Origin of the sequence: Paraburkholderia sp. WC7.3g, assembly GCF_050436345.1 — a bacterium.
GTDB lineage: Bacteria > Pseudomonadota > Gammaproteobacteria > Burkholderiales > Burkholderiaceae > Paraburkholderia > Paraburkholderia podalyriae.
Window position 1 is genome coordinate 82,262 of sequence record NZ_JBNDMA010000002.1, and the last position, 24,230, is coordinate 106,491.

A 24,230-nucleotide genomic window follows, 5' to 3' on the forward strand; every position below is an offset into this window, starting at 1 on the left:
AGAGTCGTATCGATCTGTTACGGCTGCACGTTCAATGCAATCTTAAGGACGGAAAGTTGAAGCGCGTGGGCGGCACAAACTGACCGGCCGGAATCTGGGTTTCGGGGCTGCCGTTCAGGTCGAGCGGCGGTGCTGCGGTGCCCGACGCGGCCTCGGGTGCCGACGCGCCCTGTGGCGTGGCCACGGCCGCGCCGGATGCAGGAACCGCCTTGGCCGCAGCACCCTGCGTACCCGCGGCGGCGCCTGCCGCGCCGGTTACGGCGCCGGCCGGCGCGCCTGCCGCCCCCGTAGCCGCGCCCGTCGCGGCACCCGTGTCGCCTTCCTCGTACTTCGGCAGCGGCGCTTCCTCGTCATAGCTCGGAAGTTCCTGCGGACGCCGGCGGTTATCCGACAACAGATACTGACGGCGCTGCAGATACGCATTCCGCACGAACGAGTATTTGTCGAGCGCCGCGGCTTCCAGCAGGTTGCTCGCGCCGAGCAGATTCGCGCGCGTGTTGACGATGTTCAGGCCATACAGCGCCCAGCTCAGGCCCGACGGACTGATGTAGCTGACCGGGTTCACGTAGTAATTGCCGATCGAGCCGACCGCGTCGCGCACCGTACTCGGCCCGAAAAGCGGCAGCACCAGGTAGGGTCCTGCCGGCACGCCGTAGTGACCGAGCGTCAGGCCGAGGTCGTTGTCGTGCTTCGGCAGCTTCGCGAGCGTCGCGACGTCGAACAGACCGCCGACGCCGAACAGCGTGTTGATCACGATCCGCATGACGTCGGACACGCCGTCCGCGATGCGCAGTTGCAGCAGGTTGTTCGCCGCGATGTAGACGTCGCCGATGTTCGAGAAGAAGTTCGTCACGCTGTCCCGAACCGGCTGCGGCGTGACCCGAACATAGCCCTGCGCAACCGGCTTCAGTGCGTACTGGTCGATCTTGTCGTTGACGGTGAAGATCGTGCGGTTCAGCCCTTCGAACGGGTCGCCCTTGGTAGGCGTCTGCACGGTCGTGCAACCGGCGAGCAGCGCAGCCGCCACGGCGACCTTGCCGAACTGTAGGACGCGCGCGCCGCTGCGCGGGGTCTGCAGTGTCGTCTGCATCTAGTTCTCCTTGTTGGCCTTACTGGGCGGCAGAGCCGGAAGCCGGCGCGCCCGGCGCCGGTGCGGGGGCCGAGGCAGCGGGCTTTGCCGCGCCGGAATCCGCGGCCTTGCTGTACAGGAACTGGCCGATCAGATTTTCCAGCACGATCGCCGATTGCGTCATCGAGATCGTATCGCCCGCCTTGAGCATTTCCGAGTCGCCGCCCGGCTCGAGTCCGACGTACTGCTCGCCGAGCAGACCCGAGGTCAGGATCTTCGCCGAGGTGTCTCTCGGAAACTGGTATTGCTTGTCGATGTCGATCGTGACGAGCGCCTGGTAGGCGTTGCTATCGAAGCCGATCGACGCGACCCGCCCGACCGTCACGCCGGCGCTCTTCACCGGCGCGCGGGGCTTCAGCCCGCCGATGTTGTCGAACTTCAGCTTGACCGGGTAGGTTGCCTGGAACGACAACGAGCTCATGTTGCCGGCCTTCAGCGCAAGAAACAGCAACGCCACGAAACCCAGCACCACGAACAGGCCGACCCAGAAGTCGAGAGCATTCTTTTTCATCGTCATCCCAAAGTGAATCCGCCGCGCCGTCGCCTCCAGCCGTGCGCGGCGCATCATGCGCCTCCGACAGCCGGCGCGCTGCGCGGTCTTAGCTGAACATCAGTGCGGTCAGCAGGAAATCGAGCCCGAGCACCGCGAGCGACGCGTACACGACCGTGCGGGTCGTCGCGCGCGACACGCCTTCCGGCGTCGGCTTCGCCTCGTAGCCCTGAAACAGCGCGATGAAGGTCACCGCGAGGCCGAACACCACGCTCTTGACGACCCCGGCGCCGACATCGCGCCACACGTCGACGCCGCTTTGCATCTGCGACCAGAACGCGCCGGCATCGACGCCGATCAGCAGCACGCCCACCACATAACCACCGAGGACACCGACCGCGCTGAAGATCGCCGCGAGGATCGGCATCGACACAATGCCCGCCCACAGGCGCGGCGCGATCACGACCTTGACCGGATCGACGGCCATCATTTCCATCGCGGTGAGCTGCTCGCCCGCCTTCATCAGGCCGATTTCGGCGGTGAGGGACGTGCCCGCGCGCCCGGCGAACAGCAGCGCGGTCACGACGGGCCCGAGCTCACGCACGAGCGACAGCGCGACCAGCAGCCCAAGCGCCTGCTCGGAGCCGTAGCGGTTCAGCGTGTAATAGCCCTGCAGCCCGAGCACGAAACCGACGAACAGCCCCGACACCGCGATGATCACCAGCGAATAATTACCGACGAAGTGGATCTGCTTGGTGACAAGACGCGGGCGGCGCAGCAGCGGAAAAAATTCGAGCACGAGGCGCAGGAAGAAGCGCGTCGCGTAGCCGGCGTTGCCGAGCCCGGTGATGACCGAGCGACCGATCGGACTGATCACGACTGGCCTCCGCCGATGCCAAAGTCCGCCGCGAGCGGCGTCTTGGCCGGATAGTGGAATCTGAACGGGCCGTCCGGCGCGCCGTCGATGAACTGCCGCACGGTCGGATCGGTCGACGCGCGCAGTTCGTCCGGCGTGCCCTCGGCGAGCACACCGCCGTTTGACAGGAAGTACACGTAGTCGGCGATTGCGAATGATTCCGGCACGTCGTGCGTGACGAGAATCGACGTGGCGCCGAGCGCCCGGTTCAGCGTGCGGATCAGGTTCGCGGTGATGCCGAGCGAGATCGGGTCGAGACCGGCGAACGGCTCGTCGTACATCATCAGTTCGGGGTCGAGCGCGATTGCGCGCGCAAGCGCCACGCGCCGCGCCATGCCGCCCGAAATTTCCGACGGCGGCAGGTCGCGCGCACCGCGCAGCCCGACCGCGTTGAGCTTCATCAGCACTAGGTCGCGTAGCAGTTCTTCGGGGAGATCGGTGTGCTCGCGCAGCGAGAAGGCGACGTTTTCGAACACCGACATGTCGGTGAACAGCGCGCCGAACTGGAACAGCATGCCCATCTTGCGGCGCAGCGCGTAAAGGCCTTCGCGCGTCTGCTCGCCGATGTCCTGGCCGTGGAACAGCACCTGGCCGCGCTGCGCACGCACGAGGCCGCCGATCAGCCGCAGCACCGTGGTCTTGCCGCAACCCGAGCCGCCCATGACCGCGACGACCTGACCGCGACGAAAGCGCAGATTCAGATTCGACAGGACGAGCCGGTCGCCGTAACCGAAGTCGACGTCGCGCAGCTCGAGTAAGGTCTCGGGATAGGAAGGCACCAAACTGACGATCCTTTTACAGGGAAGGCCGAATTATAGGGCCATCGTGCAAAAGCTGCCGTGAGGTGCCCCGTTCCTTGACTATGCCTGACGATTATTGCGTAAACATGTGTTGCAACGCGGAGACGGCGGCGGCCGGATCGGCCGCTTCGGTGACCGCGCGCACCACGGCCGCGCAGCCGACGCCCGTCGCGAGCACGTCCGGCAGCACCTGCAGATCGATCCCGCCGATCGCGACGAGCGGCACCACACCGTCGAGCAGCCGCACGTAGCGTGCGAGGCGCCGCAAGCCCTGCGGCGCGGTCGGCATCACTTTGGTGGTGGTCGGGAACACGGCGCCCAACGCAATATAGCTCGGACGGAAATGCAGCGCCTTCAGCATCTCGTAGAAGCCGTGAGTCGACAGACCGAGCCGGATGCCCGCCTCGGCCAGCGCGGACAGATCCGCCATATGCACGTCTTCCTGGCCGAGGTGTACGCCGTACGCGCCCGCCTCGAGCGCCGCCTGCCAGTGGTCGTTGATGAACACCTGCGCGTCGTGCGCGCGGCCGGCCGCCACGCAGCGGGCGATTTCGCGCTTCAGCGCGTCGGCGGGTTCGGCCGACTTGCGGCGCAACTGCACCGTCTTCACGCCGAAGCCGACCACCCGTTCGACCCAGTCCGCGGTCGGCAGCACCGGATACAGGCCGAGCTTTTCCGGGCAGCGCGGGAACACCTGGACGGGCGCCTCCGGCAGGCCGGTAACGCGTGGAAAGCGCGCGAGGTCGGCAGGGAACGCGTCGTCGGCGCGGGTTTCGTCGCCGTCGCGCCACGCGAGCGCGAGCACCAGCGCGTCGTGCGGATCGAAACCGCAGTCGAGGAACGCGGCCAGCGCAGGGATCCAGTCTTCCGCCAGATGCCCTTCGAGGCCGTATTTCTCGCCGCCCAGATGCAGCGTCGCGCGGTTTTCCGCGGCGACGATCACGCCCGCGCCACGCGTCAGCCAGCGCGCGATCTGCTCGCCGTGCTGCTGCGCGTCGGCGATGACGATCAGGTCGCCACCGTTCGGTTCATCGGGCGCGGTCAGGCAGATGCGCCACGGCGCGTGCATCGGCGGCCAGTCGCCGAGTCGCGCGCGGATGCGCTCGGCGGCCTCGATGAGTTCGTCGGCCGTCGGCCAAAATAGATCGCGATTCTTCAGCGTCAACGATTGAGTCATGCGGCACCTCCATCCTGATGCCAGAACGGCATGCCGACCACCGGCGTGCTCGCGTGCGCGCTCTCGCGCTCGGCCATCGGGCCCGCGAGGTACGCTTGCCGGCCCGCCTCGACCCCAAGCGCGAACGCCCGGGCCATTGCGTCGGGATGCGTTGCCTGCGATACGGCCGTGTTCAGCAGCACGCCGTCGAAGCCCCACTCCATCACCTGGGCCGCGTGCGACGGCACGCCGAGACCGGCGTCGACGATCAGCGGCACATCCGGCAGCCGCTCGCGCAGGACGCGCAGCCCGTACGGATTGATCACGCCCTTGCCAGTGCCGATCGGCGCGCCCCACGGCATCAGCGCCTCGCAGCCGGCATCGAGCAGACGGCGGCCGATCACCAGGTCTTCGGTGCAGTACGGCAGCACCTTGAAGCCATCCTTGACGAGCCGCGCGGCGGCCTCGATCAGGCCGACCGGGTCGGGCTGCAGCGTGTAGTCGTCGCCGATCAGTTCGAGCTTGATCCACTCGGTCTCGAAGATTTCACGCGCCATGTGCGCGGTCGTCACCGCTTCGCCGACGCTCAGGCAGCCCGCCGTGTTTGGCAGCAGCGGCACGCCGTGGCGCTTGAGCAGATCGAAGAAGCCGGCTTCGGCGTGGCCCTCGTTCATCTGACGGCGCAGTGCGACGGTCACCATGCCGGGACGCGCGGCGTCGATCGAATCGGACAGCGACTGCAGCGACGGGTAGCGCGACGTGCCGAGCAGCACGCGGCTCGCGAAAGTTTGACCGTATAGCGTCAGCGCGTCGGCGGTTTCGTGAGAAGTCATTTGCATCATCCTGGTTTGCCGCCGCGGCCTTGCGCCGACAGTGTTGCGGCAACGGGTTTTCGGCGACGGTTTTTTGGCGTCCGGTGGGCGACAGGCTGGCGCGAGCGCGCTCAGCCGCCCGCGACTGGCTGCACGACGTCGAGCCGGTCGCCCGTTTGCAACGCGCGCGCCGCATGCTGCGTACGCGCGACGAAATCACCGTTCAGCGCGACCGCGAACGGCGGACGCGCGCCAAAGGCGGCGAGCGCATCGGCGACAGTCGCGCCCTCGGGCAGCGACAACGGCTTCTGATTGATATGAATGTCCATGGTGTTCGAATACGGTTCAATCGATGGCGAAAGCGGCATCGTGTGCGGCACGAAGGCCGCCACGCTCAGGCCGGCTCCCGCGCGAATTCCTGCTGGAACAGCTCGCTCCAGCACGCGTCGCGCCGCCAGCCGGCGAATGCGTCGGCGTCACCGACGCGGCCGTCGAGCAGCGCGCTGGCGAAGCGCACGGCTTCGTCGGCGACTTCGGGCGCGATCATATAGCCATGACGGTACAGGCCGTTCACACGCAGCGTGCGCGCGCCGTCCCACAGCAGCGCGGGACGGTGATCGGGCAAAGTCGGCCGGCATTGCGAATTCAGCTCGAGGATGCGCGCCTCGCCGAAGCCCGGATGCACCGAAAACGCCGCGCTCAGCAACTCGAGCGCCGAGCGCACGCTGACGGGCGACATGTCCTCGCCCTCTATCTCCGTCGCGCCGATCACGTAAAGACCGTTCTGCTTCGGCGCGATATACAGCGGGTAGCGCGGATGCAGCAGCCGCACCGGGCGCGTCAGCTGCAGGTGAGGCGCATGCACGCGCGCAACTTCGCCGCGGATGCCGCGCAGCGTCGGCAGCACCGGCTTCGCGCCGAGCCCGCGGCAATCGATGGTGATGCCGGCCTCGGGCAGCGACGCGCCGTCGATCGGCGTGTTCCAGTGCGTGTCGACGCCGCGCTCGGCAAGCCCCGCCGCGAGCGCGGACAGCACCTGGCGGTTGTCGAGCTGGCCTTCGCGCGGCAGCAGCCACCCCTGGTTGAAGCGGCCGGCCAACGCGGGTTCGGCGGCGCCGAGCTGCGCACCCGCGAGCGCGATGAAGCCGCCGTCGAGCAACTCGGCCGGCGCGTTCGCGCGCACGCGGCGCTCAAACAGCGGCGCCTCGGTGCGGTCCGCGTGATGCCAGACGACCAGCGTGCCGTTGCGCTGGAAAAACACCGGCTCCGGCAGTTCGGCAAGCACACGCGGCCAGCTTTCGAGCGAACTCGCGCCGAGCCGCGTAATCAACGGTTCGGCGCTTGCAGCTTCGGCCAGCGGCGCGAGCATCGCCGCGGCGACCCACGCCGCAGCCTGCGAACCGGTGGCATCGCCGCGCTCGTAGAGCGCCACGCGATGCCCGTCGCCCGCGAGGCGCCACGCGACCAGCCGGCCGCACAGGCCGCCGCCGAGCACGGCGAAATCGGGTCGGGGGGAACGGTTCATCGCGTGCGCTCCATTCGATTACGGCGGGCAAGCCGGGAGCGGCACGGCACGCACGAGGCGGCGTGACGAAGAGAAGAATGCATGTCTGAAGAATAGGCGGTCATCGAGTCCTTTCCGTACGGCCAAAAAACGCACGTACCCAGGACGAAACCGGCGGGTGAAGCCGGCCGGTCACGGCGCGCGTATGTCAGATGCGCTCGCCGCCCGGCGGGGAATGGAAGACGGTTGCTTCCGGAAACTTCCCGCGCCGGTATTACCCGGATCGGGTGCAAAGGGTGTCTCTCAGCCTCGCCGCCCCGGCATGAAAGTCATGCCGCCTGTGGGCGAAGCACCCCTGTTTCGTCGCAGGTCATTAGACCATAAAAGGCGCGGCGCCCGCAAACCAGCGGTCCGCCGTCGCTGGCGCGATTTCGACCTGGCACCGTCCACCGTGATGCCGATGCGAAGCGGGCCGGCGCTCTGGCACAATGCCGTGATCGGTGCCGCGAAAACGCGGCGCGCGCGGCGCTGGTGGCCGCATGCGTGGCGGCGGCACCCGGGCGGGCACCGGCCCCGAAAATTAATTTTCGCTTAAGGGCGTCACGCCAGAATCGGGCGCCCGTCCGGACTCGCGTTCATCGAGCGCGATGGCGCGATGCCCGGCCAGGCATCGCAGACCCGCCGCAGCGGTGGCCCCGCAAAAGGGGCGGCTGTTCGCGGGATCGCCCGACATGGGTCAACCAGATCGGACCCGCACGCCGGATCGGCACTTCGGGTCAGCACTTCATCAGGACGCTCATGACACCACATACTTCCGCCAGCCCCGCGCTGCCGCCCGACGAAAGGGTCTCCGCCTGGAGCCTGATCAAGCCTTACTGGGTTTCCGAGGAACGAGGCATCGCGTGGGGGCTGCTCGTCACGATCATCGTGATGAACCTGCTCGTCGTCTGGATCAACGTGCGCCTGAATAGCTGGAGCAGGGACTTCTACAACGCGCTGCAGGCGAAGAACGTCCACGACTTCCCGCACCTGCTGATGATTTTTACCGGGCTCGCGTTCGGTTTCATCATCCTCGCGGTATATGGGCGCTATCTGCGCCAGATGCTCGGCTTTCGCTGGCGCCAGTGGCTGACCACCCGCTACCTGAACGAGTGGCTCGACGACAGCGCGTTCTACCGCATCGAGCGCGACCGTCTCGCCGACAACCCCGACCAGCGGATCAGCGACGACCTGCAGTCGTTCGCGACCACCACGCTGTCGCTGACGCTCGATCTGCTGTCGACCGTCGTCACGCTCGTGTCGTTCATCACGATCCTGTGGTCGCTCGCGGGCGCGTTGAGCATCTCGCTCGGCGGCATGCCGCTGCAAATCCCCGGCTACATGGTGTGGGCCGCCGCGCTGTACGCGGTGGTCGGCTCGCTCATCACGCAGAAGGTCGGCCATCCGCTCGTGTCGATCAACTATCAGGCGCAGAAAGTCGAGGCCGATTTCCGTTTCGGTCTGATCCGGCTGCGTGAGAACGCCGAGCAGATCGCGTTCTACGACGGCATGGAAACCGAGAAGACGAATGCGCGCACGCTGTTCGGCCGCATCCGCGATAACTGGTGGCAGGTGATGAAGTACACGAAGCGCCTGACCTTCGTGCTGAGCTTCTACGGCCAGATCGCGATCATTTTCCCGATCGTCGTCGCGTCGCCGCGCTACTTCGCGGGCGCGTTCACGTTCGGCGTGCTGATGCAGATCTCGAGCGCGTTCGGCACCGTCAGCGATTCGTTCTCGTGGTTCATCAACAGTTATACGAGCCTCGTCGAATGGCGCGCGACCGTGAACCGGTTGCGCGAATTCAAGCGCGTCGTGCATTCGCCGCGTCTGAAAGAGTCGGTGTCGCCGGCCACCGAGCATGGCGGCATCAACCTGCATTTCGTCGACAGCAATACGCTGACTACCGACAGCCTCAAGCTCGCGCTGCCGAATGGCAACCCGCTGTCGCGCATCCGCGATATCGCGATCCGGCCGGGCTCGCGCTGGCTCGTGCGCGGTCCGTCGGGCGCGGGTAAGAGCACGCTGATGCGCGCGCTGGCGGGCTTGTGGCCGTTCGGCGACGGCTCGATCGACGCGCCGGTCAACGCGCGCATGATGTTCATTCCGCAGGTCAGCTACATGCCGATCGGCACGCTGAAGGCGGCGCTCGCATATCCGTCGGCGGCGAAGGCCTATGGCGACGACGAATGCCGCGACGCACTGGTCACCTGCCATCTGTCGGAATACGCGGACCGTCTGCAGGAATCGGGGCACTGGACCCGCGTGCTGTCGCCGGGCGAGCAGCAGCGCTTCGCCGCCGCGCGCGTGCTGCTGCACAAGCCCGACTACCTGTTCCTCGACGAAGCGACCAGCGCGCTCGACGCGGAAAACGAGGCGCGGCTCTATCGGCTGTTCACGGAGCGACTGCCGAAGGCTGCGATCGTCAGCGTTGCGCATCGCGAATCGCTTGCGGCGTTCCATGACGAAACGCTCGACGTCGAGCGTTCGTCCGAAGCGGTAGCGGCGTGAGCGACGCGAGCGGCGCCCACGTCAGCGCGGCGCACGGCGCCGCTCCGCGCGCCGCGCTGATCACCGGCGAGGGTTCCGGCATCGGCGCGGCGCTCGCGCGGCCGCGTACGTCGAAGGCGCGCCACGTCACCGGCCAGGTGATTCACGTCGATGGCCGCTTGACGCCCGGTTAAGCATCGCCTTCGCGCCGGGGACCAGCCGGGGCAACATCCGGAAAGACATGAGAAGAGTTCGAAAGCATTTGCGAAGCGTGCAAGCTGTTCCGCGCTTTGAAAATGCCCGCGAGCGGCGACGATAGCCGTACGGGCCGCGCGATGCGCCGGCCTTCGTTGATGTCAGTCACGTCTTTCATCGCAACCGCTCTCCGGACTCCACGCCCATGCCACTCGCTCGCCGTGTTTCACCTTTGCTCCCGTCTTTGCTCCCGCGCATCGCGCTCGCCTGCGGCGCGGCGTTGCTGTTCACGAATGCCGTCGATGCCGCGCAAACGACCGAGCAGAGCCAGCCCGCCGACATCTGCGCCGCGCTCACGCACATCGTCGATGCGAGCGATTTCCGGCAACTGCCGCGCGAGAGCGCCGCGCAATTGCCGGGCGTCTCCAATACCGACGATTGCCGCGCCAGCCCGCACGCGTACGACTGCCACTGGCGCGCGCACTGGCAAGCCGACGGCGTGATCAACGATCCGCTCGAAGAACTCGGCGCCGACATCGCCGCCTGCTTTCCGCACGTCGTGCACGACGTCAACACACCGGTGCGCCAGCATTTCGTCGTGACCACCGACGCGCGCCGCGTGAACGTCACTGCGAGCGTGCAAAGGCAGAACGAACTGCGACTGCGCGTGACGCGCTAAGCGCGCGGCCGTCGCTGCCCTTGATGACCCATCGCTTTTTGTGACCGGGATCGGGCGCTGCCTCATGACCTCGTCGCCGACCGTGCGCGCGCCAGCGGCAACCAGGCGTTCGCGCCTGTGCCCGATTGCGGCGGCGATATGCCGGCGCCGTTGCGCGCGAGCCGCCGTCGCCGCCTTCGCCGCGACGCTGACGCTCGCGCTCGATGGCTGCGCCTGGACGCTGATCCAGGCCGCCGACGCCACCGGCTCCGTGATCCAGGCCGGCTACGCGATCGCGTCGAACTACTCGTCGCCGACCTTCGTCAACGGCCGGCCCGTGGATGTGCAGCACGTATGCATCGAAGTGAACCCGACGGTGTCGGTCGGCGATTTCGTGCCAGCGCTGCAGCTCGCGCTCGAGCGGCGCGGCATTCGTTCGGACGTCTACAATCCGGGCACCTCACCGGCTGGCTGCGAAGCGCGGCTCGTCTACAACGCAGCGATCGACTATGGCCGCCGCTCGTTCAGCGACGAATCGATCCAGTATCTGTCGATCATCGATCTGACACTGATCCAGAGTGGCCGCATTCTGGTCACCGCGCGCTATCAGACCGGCGGCCTGAACACCGACCGTTTTTCGTCGGCCTCGGTGAAGCTCGGCGGACTGATCGAGCGGATGGTCGTCGACCGTACCGTTTTTGCGCGGCCACAGCAGCAACAGCAGACGCTGCAAACCTCGCAGGCCTTCCCGCCAACCAACTGATACCCACGGCCTTGTTTTCGCTTGCACCGCCTTTCACCGGAAAGGATTGGAAAGCGGTATGCGCTTTGCGCGGCCCGCGCGCATCACTAAGATGACCTGAATGAACCAGACCATCCTGATCGTCGATGACGATCCCGTCGTACGCGAACTCGTCAGTGAATATCTGCACGGTCGCGGCTTCAAGGTCGCCACGCTCGAAAATGGCCTGGCGTTGCAGCGCAGATTGCAGCAGCAGCGTCCCGCGCTCGTCGTGCTCGACATCATGATGCCGGAACTCGACGGCATCAGCGCGCTGCGCGCCTTGCGTGTCGCCGGCGACGACATTCCCGTGATCCTGCTGACCGCGCGCGCCGATCCGATCGATCGCGTGATCGGCCTCGAACTCGGCGCCGATGACTATCTCGGCAAGCCTTTCGAACCGAGTGAACTCGTCGCGCGGATTCGCACCGTGCTGCGGCGTCGCGGCTCGATCGCGCCGGGCGCGCCAGAACAGCGCGCGCCCTACCATTTCGGCCGCTTCGAAGTGAACTTCCCCGCGCGCGAGCTGCGTCGCGACGGCGAACGCATCACGCTGCGTTCGAGCGAATTCGCGATGCTGAAGGTGTTCGTCACGCACGCGATGACCGTGCTCACGCGCGCGCAACTGCTCGAAAAACTGCACGGCAATAGCGAAGCGCATCGCAATCGCAGCCTCGACGTGTCGATCTGGCGTTTGCGCCGATTGATCGAAGTGGACCCGTCGGAACCGCGCTACGTGCAGACCGTGTGGGGACGCGGCTACGTGTTCGTGCCGGACGGCGAGATCGGCGCGGCCGAACGCGGGCTTGCGCCGCCGCTCGGTTAGCGGCGCCTGATGGTCGAAGCCGGTTGATGCGGCCCACGCGTCGCACGCGACCCGCGCGACCCGCGCGACCCGTGCGTCGCACGGAACGGGCAACGCGGCGCCGCGCGCACCGCACTGACGCGGCTGACGCTCAAAACGTCAGCGCGCTAAGAAACATCCTCTGCAGCCAGCCCATCGTCGTCGCATCGTTCACCATGCCGAGGCCCGCCTGTTCGATGCGCGCGTTCGCGACCTTGCTCGACGCGACGTAATTGCCTGCTTCGATATCCTTGGGATTGACGATGCCCGACAGCCGCAACCGGTCGCGGGTCCCGCTCATCGCGATCAGCTTCTCGCCCGATACGACGAGATTGCCGCCCGATACCGTGCCGATCACGGTCACGGCGAGCGTGCCCGTCATGCCGCTGATGTCGCTCAGGCTGCCCTGCCCTTTGTAGTCGGTGCTGGCCGAGCCGATGTTGAACAGTTTGGCGAGCCGCGCGGCGGCATTCGTCGACTGGTCCGCCGCGGTCGCGGTTATGCTGCTCGCGCGGTTCGCCGATGCGCTCGCGCTGTTGTTGCCGCTATACGATTCCGAGAGCCGAATCGTCAGTACGTCGCCGATGTGCTGCGCGCGCGGCGCCTCATACAACAGCAGCGGCGCGCCCGCCTGATAGATCGCGCCTTGCGTGTTGACGTTCAACGGCGCGGACGCCAACGGCGGCGCCATCGGCGTTTCGACGATCGACCTGGTCTGCGTGCTCGAACAGGCCGCGAGACAACTCGCGGCGCCGAGCACGAGGATGAGACGTAGCGCGGTCATGCGGGCTCCGTGGCGATAAGGATGAAATGGAATTGAAGCAAGGCGGCGCCAGCCGGACACCACCCGGTTTCGGCGTTGGAATCGCACCGATGATCAGACCTGCCAGGCAATCGTCAGCCCGCGCCAACCCGCGCCAACCCGCGTCAGCCCGCGTCGGCGCCGCTCGCCTGCCACTGCCGCACGACCGCCTTCATCCACGCATCCGAGCCCTTCAGCAGATACGTGAGCGTGCCGTTGCGGCTGCCCGGCAGGAAGCACAGCGTGATCGAACTCACCGCGTTCTCCCATTCGTACATCGGCATCGCGCCCGGCGCCGCCGCGTTGCGCGTCGCGAAACGCGGCGGCCCGTAACGGTCCTCGAGCGCGTCACGCAGATCCTCGGCGGTCGGCTCGTCGATCACGAACGACATCTCGTAGAGACGCAGCGCGCCCTGGCCGTCGATGCGCGTGAAGCGCATTACATGTTCGAGCGCCGGCGCGCCATCGACCACCGCCTGCGACACCGCCCAGCGCTCATCGTCGCGATGCGCCCAGCGGCACGCGACGCTCAGGCTATCGTGCGACTTCAGCCGCATGCCGAGCGCATCGGCCTGCACGTCCGTCTCGCAGATCGGCACGCTGCCGACCGGCGTCGCGCGCACGCGCGAGCCCGCGCGGAATTCGTCGATCGTGATGCCGAGCGCGACGCCGCGAAAGGAAAACGGTGCGTCCCGCGAGCGCCGGCGCGTGTCGGTGGCAACGCTATTCGATGCCGCGCTAGCCGCCTTCGCACTGCGCGCGACGGGCTGCGCGTGCGCGGCGCACGACAGCACACCGCTTAGCAGCACCAGTGCACAAACCATCCGGGTGAGCCTCATGATTCAATCGATCGCGGAAGCGCACATGTCGAAAGGCGTCGCCGCGGCATGGCCGACGACCGGCAGCACTTTCAGGGTCGCTGCTGTGACCCGGCACGGCAGCGCCGCGGCGCCGCAGCCACCGAGCGGCAATAGCAGCGCGCCGACAACGAGCCATGCCACGACACGCCACCGATGCTCAGGGGTTCTTGATAACGGCACGCGAACCTCGTCAGCTCACGCGGTCGTGTTGACCAGATGGCCGACCAGCCCCGTCCCCGCTGCGGGTTGCGCGGGTTGCGCAAGCGCGGCGTTCTTCTGCGATTTCGGCGCGGCGCCGGTGGAACTGGAGCCAGAGCTGGCGGGCTTCTCGGTGGCCGGCGTATTCGCCAACGTGGAGAAAGGCGTGGAACTGAGCGTATTGTGGATCGTCATGATGGGCCTCGCGAAGGCGCGCACTGCGCACCGGTGTCGGTTGAACGCCGCGCGCCGTCGCCCGAGGCTGCGGGCCTCGTTCGGCGTGCGGCGCGACGTGCTGCGGAACGCATCATCGCGCCGCGCAAGGGCCGACGATGGGCGAAGCAAAGCACGCTTTCGCGCGGTTGTTACGAACCATTCCGCGCGCTTGCGAGTGCTTTCGAGTGCTTGCCAACTGTTGTCATCGCGTGCCGGTCGATGCGGATCGCCGGATCAGGCAGTGCTAAAGTAGCCGCTAAACCTTTGTCGATCTGCCTCCGGCGCGAGCCCGCCAGCGCCATGCGGCACACAGTAAGCGTTGGTAAGGAAATCCGCGGTCGCGCGTCGGGCCCGCCAGTCTAGAATTTCGCCATGAATCCACAGGTCCTTATCGTCGACGACGATCCGGTCGTACGCGATCTGCTTTGCAAGTTCCTGCAGTCGAACGGCTTCGATGCGTCCGTGCTGCATGACGGCACTCATTTGCAGCGCCGTCTCGAGCGTGAGCGGCCGTCGGTCGTCGTACTCGACATCATGATGCCGAACACCGACGGCCTGCGCGCGCTCACCGCGTTGCGCGCCGCCGGCGACGACATCCCGGTGATCTTCGTGACCGCGCGCGGCACGGTGGCCGACCGCATCGTCGGTCTGTCGCTCGGCGCGGATGACTACCTGACCAAGCCGTTCGATCCGCGCGAGTTGCTCGTGCGCATCCAGACCGTGCTGCGCCGGCGCGGGCCGTCCACCACGAGCGCGCCCGAAGCACGCAAGCGCTATCGCTTCGGTCCGTTCGAACTGGACTTCGCCACGCGCTCGCTGAGCCGCGACGACGCCAAGCTGCCGCTGCGCGACAGCGAATTCGCGCTGCTGAAGATCTTCGTCAACAATCCGTACAAGGTGCTGTCGCGCGTGCTGATTCACGATCTCGTGCATCGCGACAACCTCGCGTTCCGCGACCGCAGCCTCGACGTGCCGATCTGGCGCCTGCGCCGCGTGATCGAGGACGACCCGTCGAACCCGTGCTACGTGCAAACGGTGCGCGGCAAGGGCTACGTGTTCGTGCCCGACGCCAACGGCACGCCCTTCGAGGACGAGGCCGCACCCAGCGCATGAAGAATCCGCTGAACACACTGTTCGGCAGAATGGCGTTGCTGTCGGCGGCGGTGCTGTTCGCGATTCAGGCGAGCTGGTTCGTGCTGGTGACGATGCAGCCGCCGCGTCATGAAATCGACGGCTTCGCGCGCGGCATTCTGCTCGTGCTGCAGGCGATCAACGGCGAACCGATGAAGGGTGCCGCGCTCGCGCCCGCGATGCGCGTGCATCTGGTGCCCACGTGGAACATGCCGACCAGCGTGCATCTGCGCGAGCCGCGCGAGCATATGCTGCTCGAGCTGAGCCGGCATCTGCGCCAGAACCTGCCGGCCGGCACGCAGATCGCCGTCGACGATCTGCGTCCGACGCAACTGTGGGTGCTGTTTCCGGGCAAATCGAATTGGGTCGTCGTGCCGGTCGACCTACCGCCGCCGCCGCGCTTTCTGGTCGAATCGGTATCGATGCTGATTGCGGGGCTGATCCTGTCGCTGTTCGCGGTGTGGCAGATGCAGCGGCCGCTGTCGCGCGTCGCCGATGCGTCGCGCGCGTTCGGCTCGGGCGGGCGGCCCGAACCGGTGCCGGTGCAGGGCCCGCGCGAGCTGCGCGATCTGATCGGCTCGTTCAACGACATGATGCGGCGACTGAACGAAGCCGGCGACGACCAGGCGGTGATGCTGGCCGGCGTCGCGCACGATCTGAAGGCGCCGCTCACGCGCCTGAAGCTGCGCGCGAGCGTGCTGATCGATGAAAACGAGCGCGCGGGCCTGATCCGCGACGTCGATTCGCTGACCAACATCGTCCAGCAGTTCCTCGAATTTGCTGGCCAATCGGCGGACGCCGGACCGCCTGTCGAAGTCGACGAGTTTCTACGCGAGCAGTTTTCCTCCGGCGATGACGCGCAGGCCGCTGAAACCACTGAAACCGCGGACCCCGCCGACACCCCGCTGTTCGCGCTCGACCTGCGCGCCGGACCTTCGTTCACGCTGCCGCGCACGCTGCTCGACCGGCTCGTGACGAACCTCGTCGACAATGCGCTCGAACACGGCATGCCGCCGGTGGAAATCTCAACCGCATGCAACGACCGTCATTGGACGATCAGCGTGCGCGACCACGGCCCCGGCATTCCCGACGATCGGATCGCCGCGGCGATGAAGCCGTTCGTGCGGCTCGACGCCGCGCGCGGCGGGGAGGGCCATTGCGGGCTCGGTTTGGCGATCGTCGCGCGGCTCGCGCACGATCGCGGCGGACGCTGCCTCGTGCGCAATCATGCGCGGGGCGGGCTCGAAGTACGCATCGAATTGCCGGTGGACCCGGCGCTGACGTGAGGATGCGTGCAGGCAACGGTGCGCGGACCGGGCCACTTACCCGCCCTTACCGCACCCTCTATCGCGCGGGCAGCGGCCTTATAGTCGCGCCTGGCATTTCTCGATGCCGCCCTTCTCGGTCCGCCAGCCCCTGGGGCGGACTTTTTTTTTGCTGTCGCAAGGCGAGCGAAGCGGCAGTGAAGCGCGGCAGTGAAGCGCGACAGCAAAGCGCGTCAATGCACGAGCCGATTGCGCAGCGCGTCGACCGTCGCGGTAGAAAGGCCGAGGCCTTGCGTCAGGTAGCTCGCCATCGTGCCGTAGCTCGCCTGCACCTGGTCGAAGCCCGCCTGCAGATAATTGTCGTCGACGTCGAACAACGGCGCTCTCGCCGTCGCGATGGCAGCGCCTTCCTGTGCGCGCAAGCTGGTGGTTTGCGCGGCAATCGATGGCGCGAGGTAGACGTTGCTCAGCAGATAGTCCTGCATGATCACGTCGAGCGGCACATTGGCGATGCTGAGCAAAAGCGCCGCGACCCAGCCCGCTCGATCCTTGCCCGCGCTCGAATGGAATAGCTGCGCGCCCGTGCCATTGGCGAGCGCGCCGAGCAAGCCGCCATACGCGGCTCGCTGCGGGCCGCCCGTCACATACGCGCGCGCCTCGGCCTGCATGAACGCGACGGCGTCGGCGGCCGCATCGAACGGGGGTGCGACGAAGTCGTTCGTGCCGAGCACGTTCAGCGTGGAGGATGTCGCGCCGCCCGGCAGCGCGTCGGCGGTGCGCGCGATTTCGGCGGGCGTGCGCAGGTCGTAGACCGACACGATGCCGAGCTTGTCGAGCGTCGCCGCGTCCGTGCCGCTCAGCGTCAGCGCGTTCGCGCGATAGAACACGCCGCGCCGCATCTGCTTGCCGTCGACGGTCAGATAGCCGGCGCCCGCGCCGCCGACATCGCGGAAATTGCTGACCGACACGAGGCGCGGCGTGTTCGGCTGATCGGCTTCGAGACTGCCGCCACACGCGGACAGCAGCGAGCTGCCGAAACCCGCGGCCAGCATTGCACCCGCCGAGTTCCTCAGAAAGCGTCGCCGCGCCGCCGACGGTTCGCCCGGCATGCCGCGTTCCACGGGCACGGTCGTGCTCGCAAGGGCGCGGAAAGGCGAACGGTTTTTCGCGGTAACGGACATCGGGGCGACGGGTGCATAGGAGGAATGGTTGGGCAGCCGGGCTGCAGACGCAGTTTAACGTTGACCGGATAAGTTTTGCATTACATCGTAGGGGTTAGTAAGAAAAAAGAGGGACGGTTTGCCCGCCAATGAATGCCGAATGGATCGGGCCGCGGCGCCGCGAGCACGCGCGGCACCCGATTCGTCGCGCCGCGCGCCTGCGTCACCGATTTCCATCCGGCGACGAGGCAAAAGAAAACCGGGCTCCCCTGACAGGCGAGCCCGGCTTCTCGTTTTACCGCATCGCTTTACCGCTACAGGCGCCCTTCATGGGGCGCCTTGTCGTCTCCACGTCTTCCTGCAAATCGTGGCCGGAGCGCGCGACCTGGAACACGCTGCGCACGCACCCGCTGAAGACGCTTAACGCGGCAGTTCCGAATGACCCATCAGGAACGCATCGACCGAACGCGCGCACTGACGGCCTTCGCGGATCGCCCACACCACCAGCGACTGGCCGCGGCGCATGTCGCCCGCCGTGAACACCTTGTCCACCGATGTGCAGTACGCCTTGTCGCCCTCGGTTGCGGCGCGCACGTTGCCGCGCGCATCCTTGTCGACGCCGAACGCTTCGAGCACCGGCGAAACCGGCTGCGTGAAGCCCATCGCGAGCAGCACGAGGTCGGCCTTCATTTCGAATTCGGAGTTCGGCACTTCGACCATCTTGCCGTCCTTCCATTCGACACGCGCGGCGATCAGCTTCTCGATCTTACCGTTCTTGCCTTCGAGGCGCTTGGTCGCAACCGCCCAATCGCGCTCGCAGCCTTCCTCATGCGACGATGACGTGCGCAGCTTGATCGGCCAGTACGGCCACACGAGCGGCTTGTTCTCTTCTTCCGGCGGCTGCGGCAGCAATTCGAACTGCGTGACGCTCTTCGCGCCGTGACGGTTCGACGTGCCCACGCAGTCCGAACCGGTATCGCCGCCGCCGATCACGACGACGTGCTTGCCCTTCGCGACCAGCTGGTTCGGCACCTTGTCGCCGGCGTTGACCTTGTTCTGCTGCGGCAGGAATTCCATCGCGTAGTACACGCCTTCGAGTTCGCGGCCGGGCACCGGCAGATCACGCGGCGTTTCCGAACCACCGGCGATCACGACCGCGTCGAACTGCTCGTTCAGCTCCACCGGCGTGATGGTTTCCTTCGCGGTGTTGCCGATGTGCGCCGGCAGAGAGTCCGGCTTGCCGATGAACACGTTGGTGCGGAACGCCACGCCTTCGGCCTCCATCTGCCGCATGCGGCGATCGATCTGCCACTTCTCCAGCTTGAAGTCGGGGATGCCATAACGCAGCAGGCCGCCGATGCGGTCGTTCTTTTCGAACACGGTCACGTCATGGCCGGCGCGCGCGAGCTGCTGCGCGGCCGCGAGACCCGCCGGGCCCGAGCCGACCACGGCGACCTTCTTGCCGGTCTTGTGCTTCGGCGTCTGCGGCGCGACCCAGCCTTCGGCCCAGGCTTTGTCGATGATCGCATGCTCGATCGACTTGATGCCGACCGGGTCGTCATTGATGCCGAGCGTGCATGCCGCTTCGCACGGTGCCGGGCAGATGCGGCCCGTGAACTCGGGGAAGTTGTTGGTCGAATGCAGCACTTCGATCGCGTTCTTCCAGTCCTGACGGAACACCAGGTCGTTGAAGTCGGGGATGATGTTGTTGACCGGGCAGCCGTTGTTGCAGAACGGAATGCCGCAGTCCATGCAACGCGCGCCTTGAATCTTCGCTTCGTCATCGGTCAGTGCCGCGACGAATTCCTTGTAGTGCTTCACACGCGTGAGCGGAGCCTCGTACGTCTCGTGGCGACGTTCGAACTCGAGAAAACCGGTTGCCTTGCCCATGTGGTTCTCTTCTCTATCTGTATCTAGGGGTAATCTGGACCCGCCGCGCGTCGATTGGTCGGAACGCGGCGGGTACGTCGTCTAAAGGTGACTTCCGTGAAAGCAGCTCAGGCGGCGAGCACTTCGCTGTTCGCCTTCTTCGCGGCGAGTTCGCCGAGCGCGCGCTTGTATTCGGTCGGGAACACCTTCACGAACTGACGGCGCGCCGCGTCCCAGTTTTCGAGCAGCGCCTTCGCACGCGTCGAGCCCGTGAACTGGAAGTGACGCTCGATGATCCCCTTGAGCAGCGCTTCGTCGGTCGTGCCGTGATGCCATACTCCCTGGTCGATCGTGCGCTCCTGTTCGGCCTGTTGCAGCACTGGTTCGAGCGCGACCATCGACTTGTTGCACTTGCTCGCGAACATGCCGTCCGGATCGAACACGTACGCGATGCCGCCTGACATACCGGCCGCGAAGTTACGGCCCGTCTCGCCGAGCACGACGACCGTGCCGCCCGTCATGTATTCGCAACCGTGGTCGCCCGTGCCTTCGACGACCGCCATCGCGCCAGAGTTACGCACGCAGAACCGCTCGCCGGCCACGCCGCGGAAGAAGGCTTCGCCTTCGATCGCGCCGTACATCACCGTGTTGCCGCAGATGATGTTCTCTTCCGACTTGCCGCGGAAATCGTTGGTCGGACGGATGATGATGCGACCGCCCGACAGGCCCTTGCCCACATAGTCGTTGCCGTCGCCGACCAGATCCAGCGTGATGCCCTTCGCGAGGAACGCGCCGAAGCTCTGACCCGCGGTGCCCTTCAGCTGGATGTGGATCGCGTCGTCCGCGAGACCTTCGTGGCCGTACTTCTTCGCGATCGTGCCCGACAGCATCGCGCCGACCGTGCGGTTCACGTTGCGCACCGGCTGGATGAACGACACGTGCTCGCCTTTCTCGATCGCGGCCTTCGCCTTCTCGATCAGCGTGTGGTCGAGCGCGCGGTCGAGGCCGTGATCCTGCACGTCGACGTGCTTGCGCGCGACTTCCGCCGGCACTTGCGGCTGGTAGAACACACGCGAGAAGTCGAGGCCCTTCGCCTTCCAGTGCTCGATGCCCTTCTTCGTGTCGAGCAGTTCCGCGCGGCCGATCAGGTCGTCGAACTTGCGGATACCGAGTTGCGCCATAATTTCGCGCGCCTCTTCGGCAACGAAGAAGAAGAAGTTCACGACGTGCTCGGGCTGGCCCTGGAACTTCGCGCGCAGCACCGGATCTTGCGTCGCGACGCCGACCGGGCACGTGTTCAGGTGGCACTTGCGCATCATGATGCAGCCTTCGACGACGAGCGGCGCCGTCGCAAAGCCGAACTCGTCCGCGCCGAGCAGCGCGCCGATCACGACGTCGCGGCCGGTCTTCATCTGACCGTCGGCCTGCACGCGGATACGGCCGCGCAGCTGGTTCAGCACCAGGGTCTGCTGCGTTTCGGCGAGACCCAGTTCCCACGGCGTGCCCGCATGCTTGATCGACGACAGCGGCGACGCACCGGTGCCGCCGTCATGACCGGCGATCACGACGTGATCGGCCTTCGCCTTCGCGACACCGGCGGCAACCGTACCGACGCCCGACTCCGACACGAGTTTCACCGAGATGCTCGACGACGCGTTCACGTTCTTCAGGTCGTGAATCAGCTGCGCCAGGTCTTCGATCGAGTAGATATCGTGGTGCGGCGGCGGCGAGATCAGGCCGACGCCCGGCACCGAGTAACGCAGCTTGCCGATGTAGTCCGACACCTTGTGGCCCGGCAGCTGACCGCCTTCGCCCGGCTTCGCGCCTTGCGCCATCTTGATCTGGATCTGATCGGCCGACGCGAGGTACTCCGCGGTCACGCCGAAGCGGCCCGACGCGACCTGCTTGATGCGCGAGCGCAGTGAATCGCCTTCCTTGAGCGGAATGTCGACGACCACTTCGTCGCCGATCACGGACTTCATCGTGTCGCCGTTCCTGATCGGAATGCCGCGCAGTTCGTTGCGGTAACGGTTCGCATCTTCGCCGCCTTCACCGGTGTTCGACTTGCCGCCGATCCGGTTCATCGCGACGGCGAGCGTGGCGTGCGCTTCGGTGCTGATCGAACCCATCGACATTGCGCCGGTCGCGAAACGCTTGACGATTTCCTTCGCCGGCTCGACTTCGTCGAGCGGGATCGCCTTGGTCGGATCGAACTTGAACTCGAACAGGCCGCGGAAGGTCATGTAACGCTTGGTCTGATCGTTGATCAGATGCGCGTATTCCTTGTACGTCTGGTACGAGTTGCTGCGCGCCGAGTGCTGCAGCTTGGCGATCGCATCCGGCGTCCACATATGTTCTTCGCCGCGCACGCGGTAGGCGTACTCGCCGCCCGCGTCGAGCATATTGGCGAGGACCGGGTTGTCGCCGAACGCATCGCGGTGCAGACGGATCGCTTCTTCCGCGACGTCGAACAGACCGATGCCACCGACCTTCGACGACGTGCCGTGGAAGTACTTCGACACGAGATCCGCGGCGAGACCGACCGCTTCGAAAATCTGCGCGCCGGTGTACGACATGTAGGTCGAAATGCCCATCTTCGACATGACCTTCTGCAGGCCCTTGCCGACTGCCTTCGTGAAGTTGTAGACCGCCTTCTCCGCCGACAGGTCGCCCTTCAGCCCTGCCGCGAGCTGGCTCAGCGTTTCCATCGCGAGGTACGGGTGCACGGCTTCCGCGCCATAGCCCGCGAGCAGCGCGAAGTGGTGCGTTTCACGCGCCGAACCGGTTTCGACGACGAGACCCGTGCTCGTGCGCAGACCCTGCTGCACGAGGTGCGTGTGGATCGCGGCGGTAGCGAGCAGCGCTGGAATCGCGACATTGTCGCGATCGGTCTTGCGGTCCGACACGATCAGCATGTTGTAGCCGGACTTGACCGCATCCACGGCTTCTGCGCACAGCGACGCGAGGCGTGCCTCGATGCCTTCCTTGCCCCAAGCGACCGGATAGCAGATGTTCAGCTCGTACGAACTGAACTTGCCGCCGGTGTACTGATCGATCGCGCGGATCTTCGCGATGTCCTTGAAGTCGAGCACCGGCTGCGACACTTCGAGACGCATCGGCGGGTTGATGTTGTTCGTGTCGAGCAGATTCGGCTTCGGGCCGATGAACGACACGAGCGACATCACCATGTTTTCACGGATCGGGTCGATCGGCGGGTTCGTGACCTGCGCGAACAGCTGCTTGAAGTAGTGATAGAGCGTCTTGTTCTTGTTGGACATGACCGCGAGCGGCGAGTCGTTGCCCATCGAACCGACGGCTTCCTCGCCTGCTTGCGCCATCGGCGCCATCAGGAACTTCAGGTCTTCCTGGGTGTAGCCGAACGCCTGCTGGCGATCCAGCAAAGCAGCCGCTTCGCGGCGTTCCGTCACGACGTCTTCGGCCTTCGCCTCGATCTCGTCCAGCTTGATGCGCACCGCGTCGATCCAGCTCTTGTACGGCTTGGCGTTCGCGAGGTTGTCCTTCAGTTCCTTGTCGTCGATGATGCGGCCGTGCTCCATGTCGATCAGGAACATCTTGCCCGGCTGCAAACGCCACTTCTTGACGATCTTCGATTCGGGGATCGCCAGTGTGCCGGCCTCCGACGCCATGATGACGAGGTCGTCGTCGGTGACGATGTAGCGCGCCGGACGCAGGCCGTTACGATCGAGCGTTGCGCCGATCTGGCGGCCGTCGGTGAACGCGATCGCGGCCGGGCCGTCCCACGGCTCCATCATGGCGGCGTGGTATTCATAGAATGCGCGGCGGTTATCGTCCATCAGCGTGTGCTGTTCCCAGGCTTCCGGGATCATCATCATCATTGCGTGGACGAGCGGGTAGCCGGCCATCACGAGCAGTTCGAGACAGTTGTCGAACGAGGCCGTATCCGACTGGCCCGGATAGATCAGCGGCCACAGCTTCGGCAGGTCGTCGCCGAGCACGTGCGAGGCGATCGCGCCGGTACGCGCGTTCAGCCAGTTGACGTTGCCCTTCACCGTGTTGATTTCGCCGTTGTGGGCGATCATACGGTACGGGTGAGCCAGTTCCCACGCCGGGAACGTGTTGGTCGAGAAGCGCTGGTGCACAAGCGCGAGCGCCGAGACAGTGCGGTCGTCCTGCAGGTCGCGGTAGTACACGCCGACCTGGCCCGCGAGCAGCAGACCCTTGTAGACGACGGTGCGCGCCGACATCGACGGCACGAAGTATTCCTTGCCGTGCTTGAGCTTCAGCGCCTGGATGCGATGGCTCGCGGTCTTGCGGATCACATACAGCTTCCGCTCGAGCGCGTCGGTCACCATGATGTCCTTGCCGCGGCCGATGAAGATCTGGCGGATCAGCGGCTCGCTCGCCTTCACGGTCGGCGAGATCGGCATGGCGTGGTCGACCGGCACATCGCGCCAGCCGAGCACGACCTGGCCCTCGGCCTTCACCGTTCGCTCGAGCTCCTGTTCGCAGGCGATGCGCGACGCGTGCTCCTTCGGCAGGAAAATCATGCCGACGCCGTATTCGCCAGCCGGCGGCAGCGTCACGCCCTGCCTGGCCATCTCTTCGCGATAGAAGCCGTCCGGAATCTGGATCAGGATGCCCGCGCCGTCGCCCATCAGCGGATCAGCGCCGACGGCGCCCCGGTGGTCGAGGTTCTCGAGAATCTTCAGGCCCTGCTGGATGATTTCATGACTCTTGTGTCCCTTGATATGGGCGACGAAGCCGACGCCGCAGGCGTCATGCTCGTTTTGCGGGTCGTACAGACCTTGGGCGGCGGGAACCGGGTGAATCGGTTGCTGGTGGTCGTTCATAGGGACACCGTCTGTGAGGAGGCCGGACAGGCCGTTAAACCATTGTTTTTTTGCCGCAGTGCGCTTCGCAACCACGACGACGC

The 24,230-nt window shown here is 66.1% G+C and carries 22 protein-coding genes and 1 riboswitch; of the genes, 7 read left to right on the forward strand and 15 right to left on the reverse strand.

Going from position 1 to position 24,230, the window contains the following annotated elements; genetic code table 11:
* Nucleotides 1-31: 31 nt before the first annotated feature.
* The 8 genes from OKW43_RS11755 to OKW43_RS11790 form a co-directional block, all read right to left on the reverse strand.
* A complete protein-coding gene (locus OKW43_RS11755; protein ID WP_187636069.1) occupies nt 32-1,090 on the reverse strand; it encodes an MlaA family lipoprotein in 1,059 nt (352 codons plus the stop codon).
* A gap of 19 nt (nt 1,091-1,109) precedes the next feature.
* Nucleotides 1,110-1,640 (reverse strand): outer membrane lipid asymmetry maintenance protein MlaD, encoded by a 531-nt coding sequence (mlaD, locus tag OKW43_RS11760; RefSeq protein ID WP_187636070.1) that lies wholly within the window; start codon nt 1,638-1,640, stop codon nt 1,110-1,112.
* 88 nt (nt 1,641-1,728) lie between these two features.
* Complete coding sequence (mlaE, locus tag OKW43_RS11765) at nt 1,729-2,496, reverse strand: lipid asymmetry maintenance ABC transporter permease subunit MlaE (protein ID WP_429447521.1); 768 nt, start codon at nt 2,494-2,496, stop codon at nt 1,729-1,731.
* Nucleotides 2,493-3,317: an ABC transporter ATP-binding protein gene (locus tag OKW43_RS11770; RefSeq protein ID WP_222945662.1), complete on the reverse strand. Its 825-nt coding sequence runs from the start codon at nt 3,315-3,317 to the stop codon at nt 2,493-2,495. The genes mlaE and OKW43_RS11770 overlap by 4 nt, the downstream gene beginning before the upstream one ends.
* Before the next feature lie 91 nt (nt 3,318-3,408).
* Entirely contained in the window at nt 3,409-4,512 is a 1,104-nt protein-coding gene (thiE, locus tag OKW43_RS11775) for a thiamine phosphate synthase (protein ID WP_429447523.1), read from the reverse strand.
* On the reverse strand, nt 4,509-5,324 hold the full coding sequence (locus tag OKW43_RS11780; protein ID WP_090805494.1) for a thiazole synthase: 816 nt from the start codon (nt 5,322-5,324) through the stop codon (nt 4,509-4,511). The genes thiE and OKW43_RS11780 overlap by 4 nt, the downstream gene beginning before the upstream one ends.
* 110 nt (nt 5,325-5,434) lie before the next feature.
* Nucleotides 5,435-5,632: a sulfur carrier protein ThiS gene (thiS, locus tag OKW43_RS11785; protein ID WP_187636075.1), complete on the reverse strand. Its 198-nt coding sequence runs from the start codon at nt 5,630-5,632 to the stop codon at nt 5,435-5,437.
* Between the two features lie 65 nt (nt 5,633-5,697).
* Nucleotides 5,698-6,828, reverse strand: a complete 1,131-nt coding sequence (locus tag OKW43_RS11790; protein ID WP_429447525.1) for an FAD-dependent oxidoreductase — start codon at nt 6,826-6,828, stop codon at nt 5,698-5,700.
* A 222-nt stretch (nt 6,829-7,050) separates the two neighbouring features.
* A riboswitch (TPP riboswitch) is annotated at nt 7,051-7,174 on the reverse strand.
* A gap of 431 nt (nt 7,175-7,605) precedes the next feature.
* Here OKW43_RS11790 and OKW43_RS11795 point away from each other — a divergent pair.
* The 5 genes from OKW43_RS11795 to OKW43_RS11815 all read left to right on the forward strand — a co-directional run bounded on the left by OKW43_RS11795 (nt 7,606) and on the right by OKW43_RS11815 (nt 11,796).
* Nucleotides 7,606-9,357, forward strand: coding sequence for an ABC transporter ATP-binding protein/permease (locus OKW43_RS11795; RefSeq protein WP_187636077.1), 1,752 nt, complete (start codon nt 7,606-7,608; stop codon nt 9,355-9,357).
* Nucleotides 9,354-9,530, forward strand: coding sequence for a hypothetical protein (locus OKW43_RS11800; RefSeq protein WP_429447527.1), 177 nt, complete (start codon nt 9,354-9,356; stop codon nt 9,528-9,530). Before OKW43_RS11795 ends, OKW43_RS11800 begins: the two co-directional genes overlap by 4 nt.
* Before the next feature lie 206 nt (nt 9,531-9,736).
* Entirely contained in the window at nt 9,737-10,210 is a 474-nt protein-coding gene (locus tag OKW43_RS11805; protein WP_429447529.1) for a hypothetical protein, read from the forward strand.
* A gap of 64 nt (nt 10,211-10,274) precedes the next feature.
* On the forward strand, nt 10,275-10,952 hold the full coding sequence (locus OKW43_RS11810; protein WP_187636079.1) for a hypothetical protein: 678 nt from the start codon (nt 10,275-10,277) through the stop codon (nt 10,950-10,952).
* A gap of 100 nt (nt 10,953-11,052) precedes the next feature.
* Nucleotides 11,053-11,796 carry a response regulator gene (locus OKW43_RS11815; protein WP_187636080.1) on the forward strand — a complete coding sequence of 248 codons (744 nt, stop codon included), beginning with the start codon at nt 11,053-11,055 and terminating at the stop codon, nt 11,794-11,796.
* 130 nt (nt 11,797-11,926) lie between these two features.
* Here OKW43_RS11815 and OKW43_RS11820 read toward each other — a convergent pair whose 3' ends face one another.
* From OKW43_RS11820 to OKW43_RS11835, 4 genes are all read right to left on the reverse strand, one after another.
* Entirely contained in the window at nt 11,927-12,598 is a 672-nt protein-coding gene (locus OKW43_RS11820; protein WP_187636081.1) for a flagellar basal body L-ring protein FlgH, read from the reverse strand.
* Between the two features lie 143 nt (nt 12,599-12,741).
* Entirely contained in the window at nt 12,742-13,455 is a 714-nt protein-coding gene (locus tag OKW43_RS11825; RefSeq protein WP_429447532.1) for a hypothetical protein, read from the reverse strand.
* A gap of 3 nt (nt 13,456-13,458) precedes the next feature.
* Nucleotides 13,459-13,617: a DUF6726 family protein gene (locus OKW43_RS11830; protein ID WP_429447534.1), complete on the reverse strand. Its 159-nt coding sequence runs from the start codon at nt 13,615-13,617 to the stop codon at nt 13,459-13,461.
* Nucleotides 13,618-13,671: 54 nt separating this feature from the next.
* Nucleotides 13,672-13,869 carry a hypothetical protein gene (locus OKW43_RS11835; RefSeq protein WP_187636084.1) on the reverse strand — a complete coding sequence of 66 codons (198 nt, stop codon included), beginning with the start codon at nt 13,867-13,869 and terminating at the stop codon, nt 13,672-13,674.
* A 393-nt stretch (nt 13,870-14,262) separates the two neighbouring features.
* Between OKW43_RS11835 and OKW43_RS11840 the strand changes: the two genes are divergently transcribed.
* Together OKW43_RS11840 and OKW43_RS11845 are read left to right on the forward strand one after the other, a co-directional pair.
* Nucleotides 14,263-15,003: a response regulator gene (locus OKW43_RS11840; protein ID WP_429447536.1), complete on the forward strand. Its 741-nt coding sequence runs from the start codon at nt 14,263-14,265 to the stop codon at nt 15,001-15,003.
* The gene (locus OKW43_RS11845) at nt 15,000-16,307 is read left to right on the forward strand and encodes an ATP-binding protein (RefSeq protein ID WP_429447538.1); all 1,308 of its coding nucleotides are present in this window, start codon (nt 15,000-15,002) and stop codon (nt 16,305-16,307) included. The genes OKW43_RS11840 and OKW43_RS11845 overlap by 4 nt, the downstream gene beginning before the upstream one ends.
* A 212-nt stretch (nt 16,308-16,519) precedes the next feature.
* Here OKW43_RS11845 and OKW43_RS11850 read toward each other — a convergent pair whose 3' ends face one another.
* From OKW43_RS11850 to OKW43_RS11860, 3 genes are all read right to left on the reverse strand, one after another.
* A complete protein-coding gene (locus tag OKW43_RS11850; protein ID WP_429447540.1) occupies nt 16,520-17,395 on the reverse strand; it encodes a tyrosine-protein phosphatase in 876 nt (291 codons plus the stop codon).
* A 471-nt stretch (nt 17,396-17,866) separates the two neighbouring features.
* Nucleotides 17,867-19,336, reverse strand: coding sequence for a glutamate synthase subunit beta (locus tag OKW43_RS11855; RefSeq protein ID WP_429447542.1), 1,470 nt, complete (start codon nt 19,334-19,336; stop codon nt 17,867-17,869).
* Between the two features lie 107 nt (nt 19,337-19,443).
* On the reverse strand, nt 19,444-24,147 hold the full coding sequence (locus OKW43_RS11860) for a glutamate synthase-related protein (RefSeq protein ID WP_429447544.1): 4,704 nt from the start codon (nt 24,145-24,147) through the stop codon (nt 19,444-19,446).
* Nucleotides 24,148-24,230: the final 83 nt, after the last annotated feature.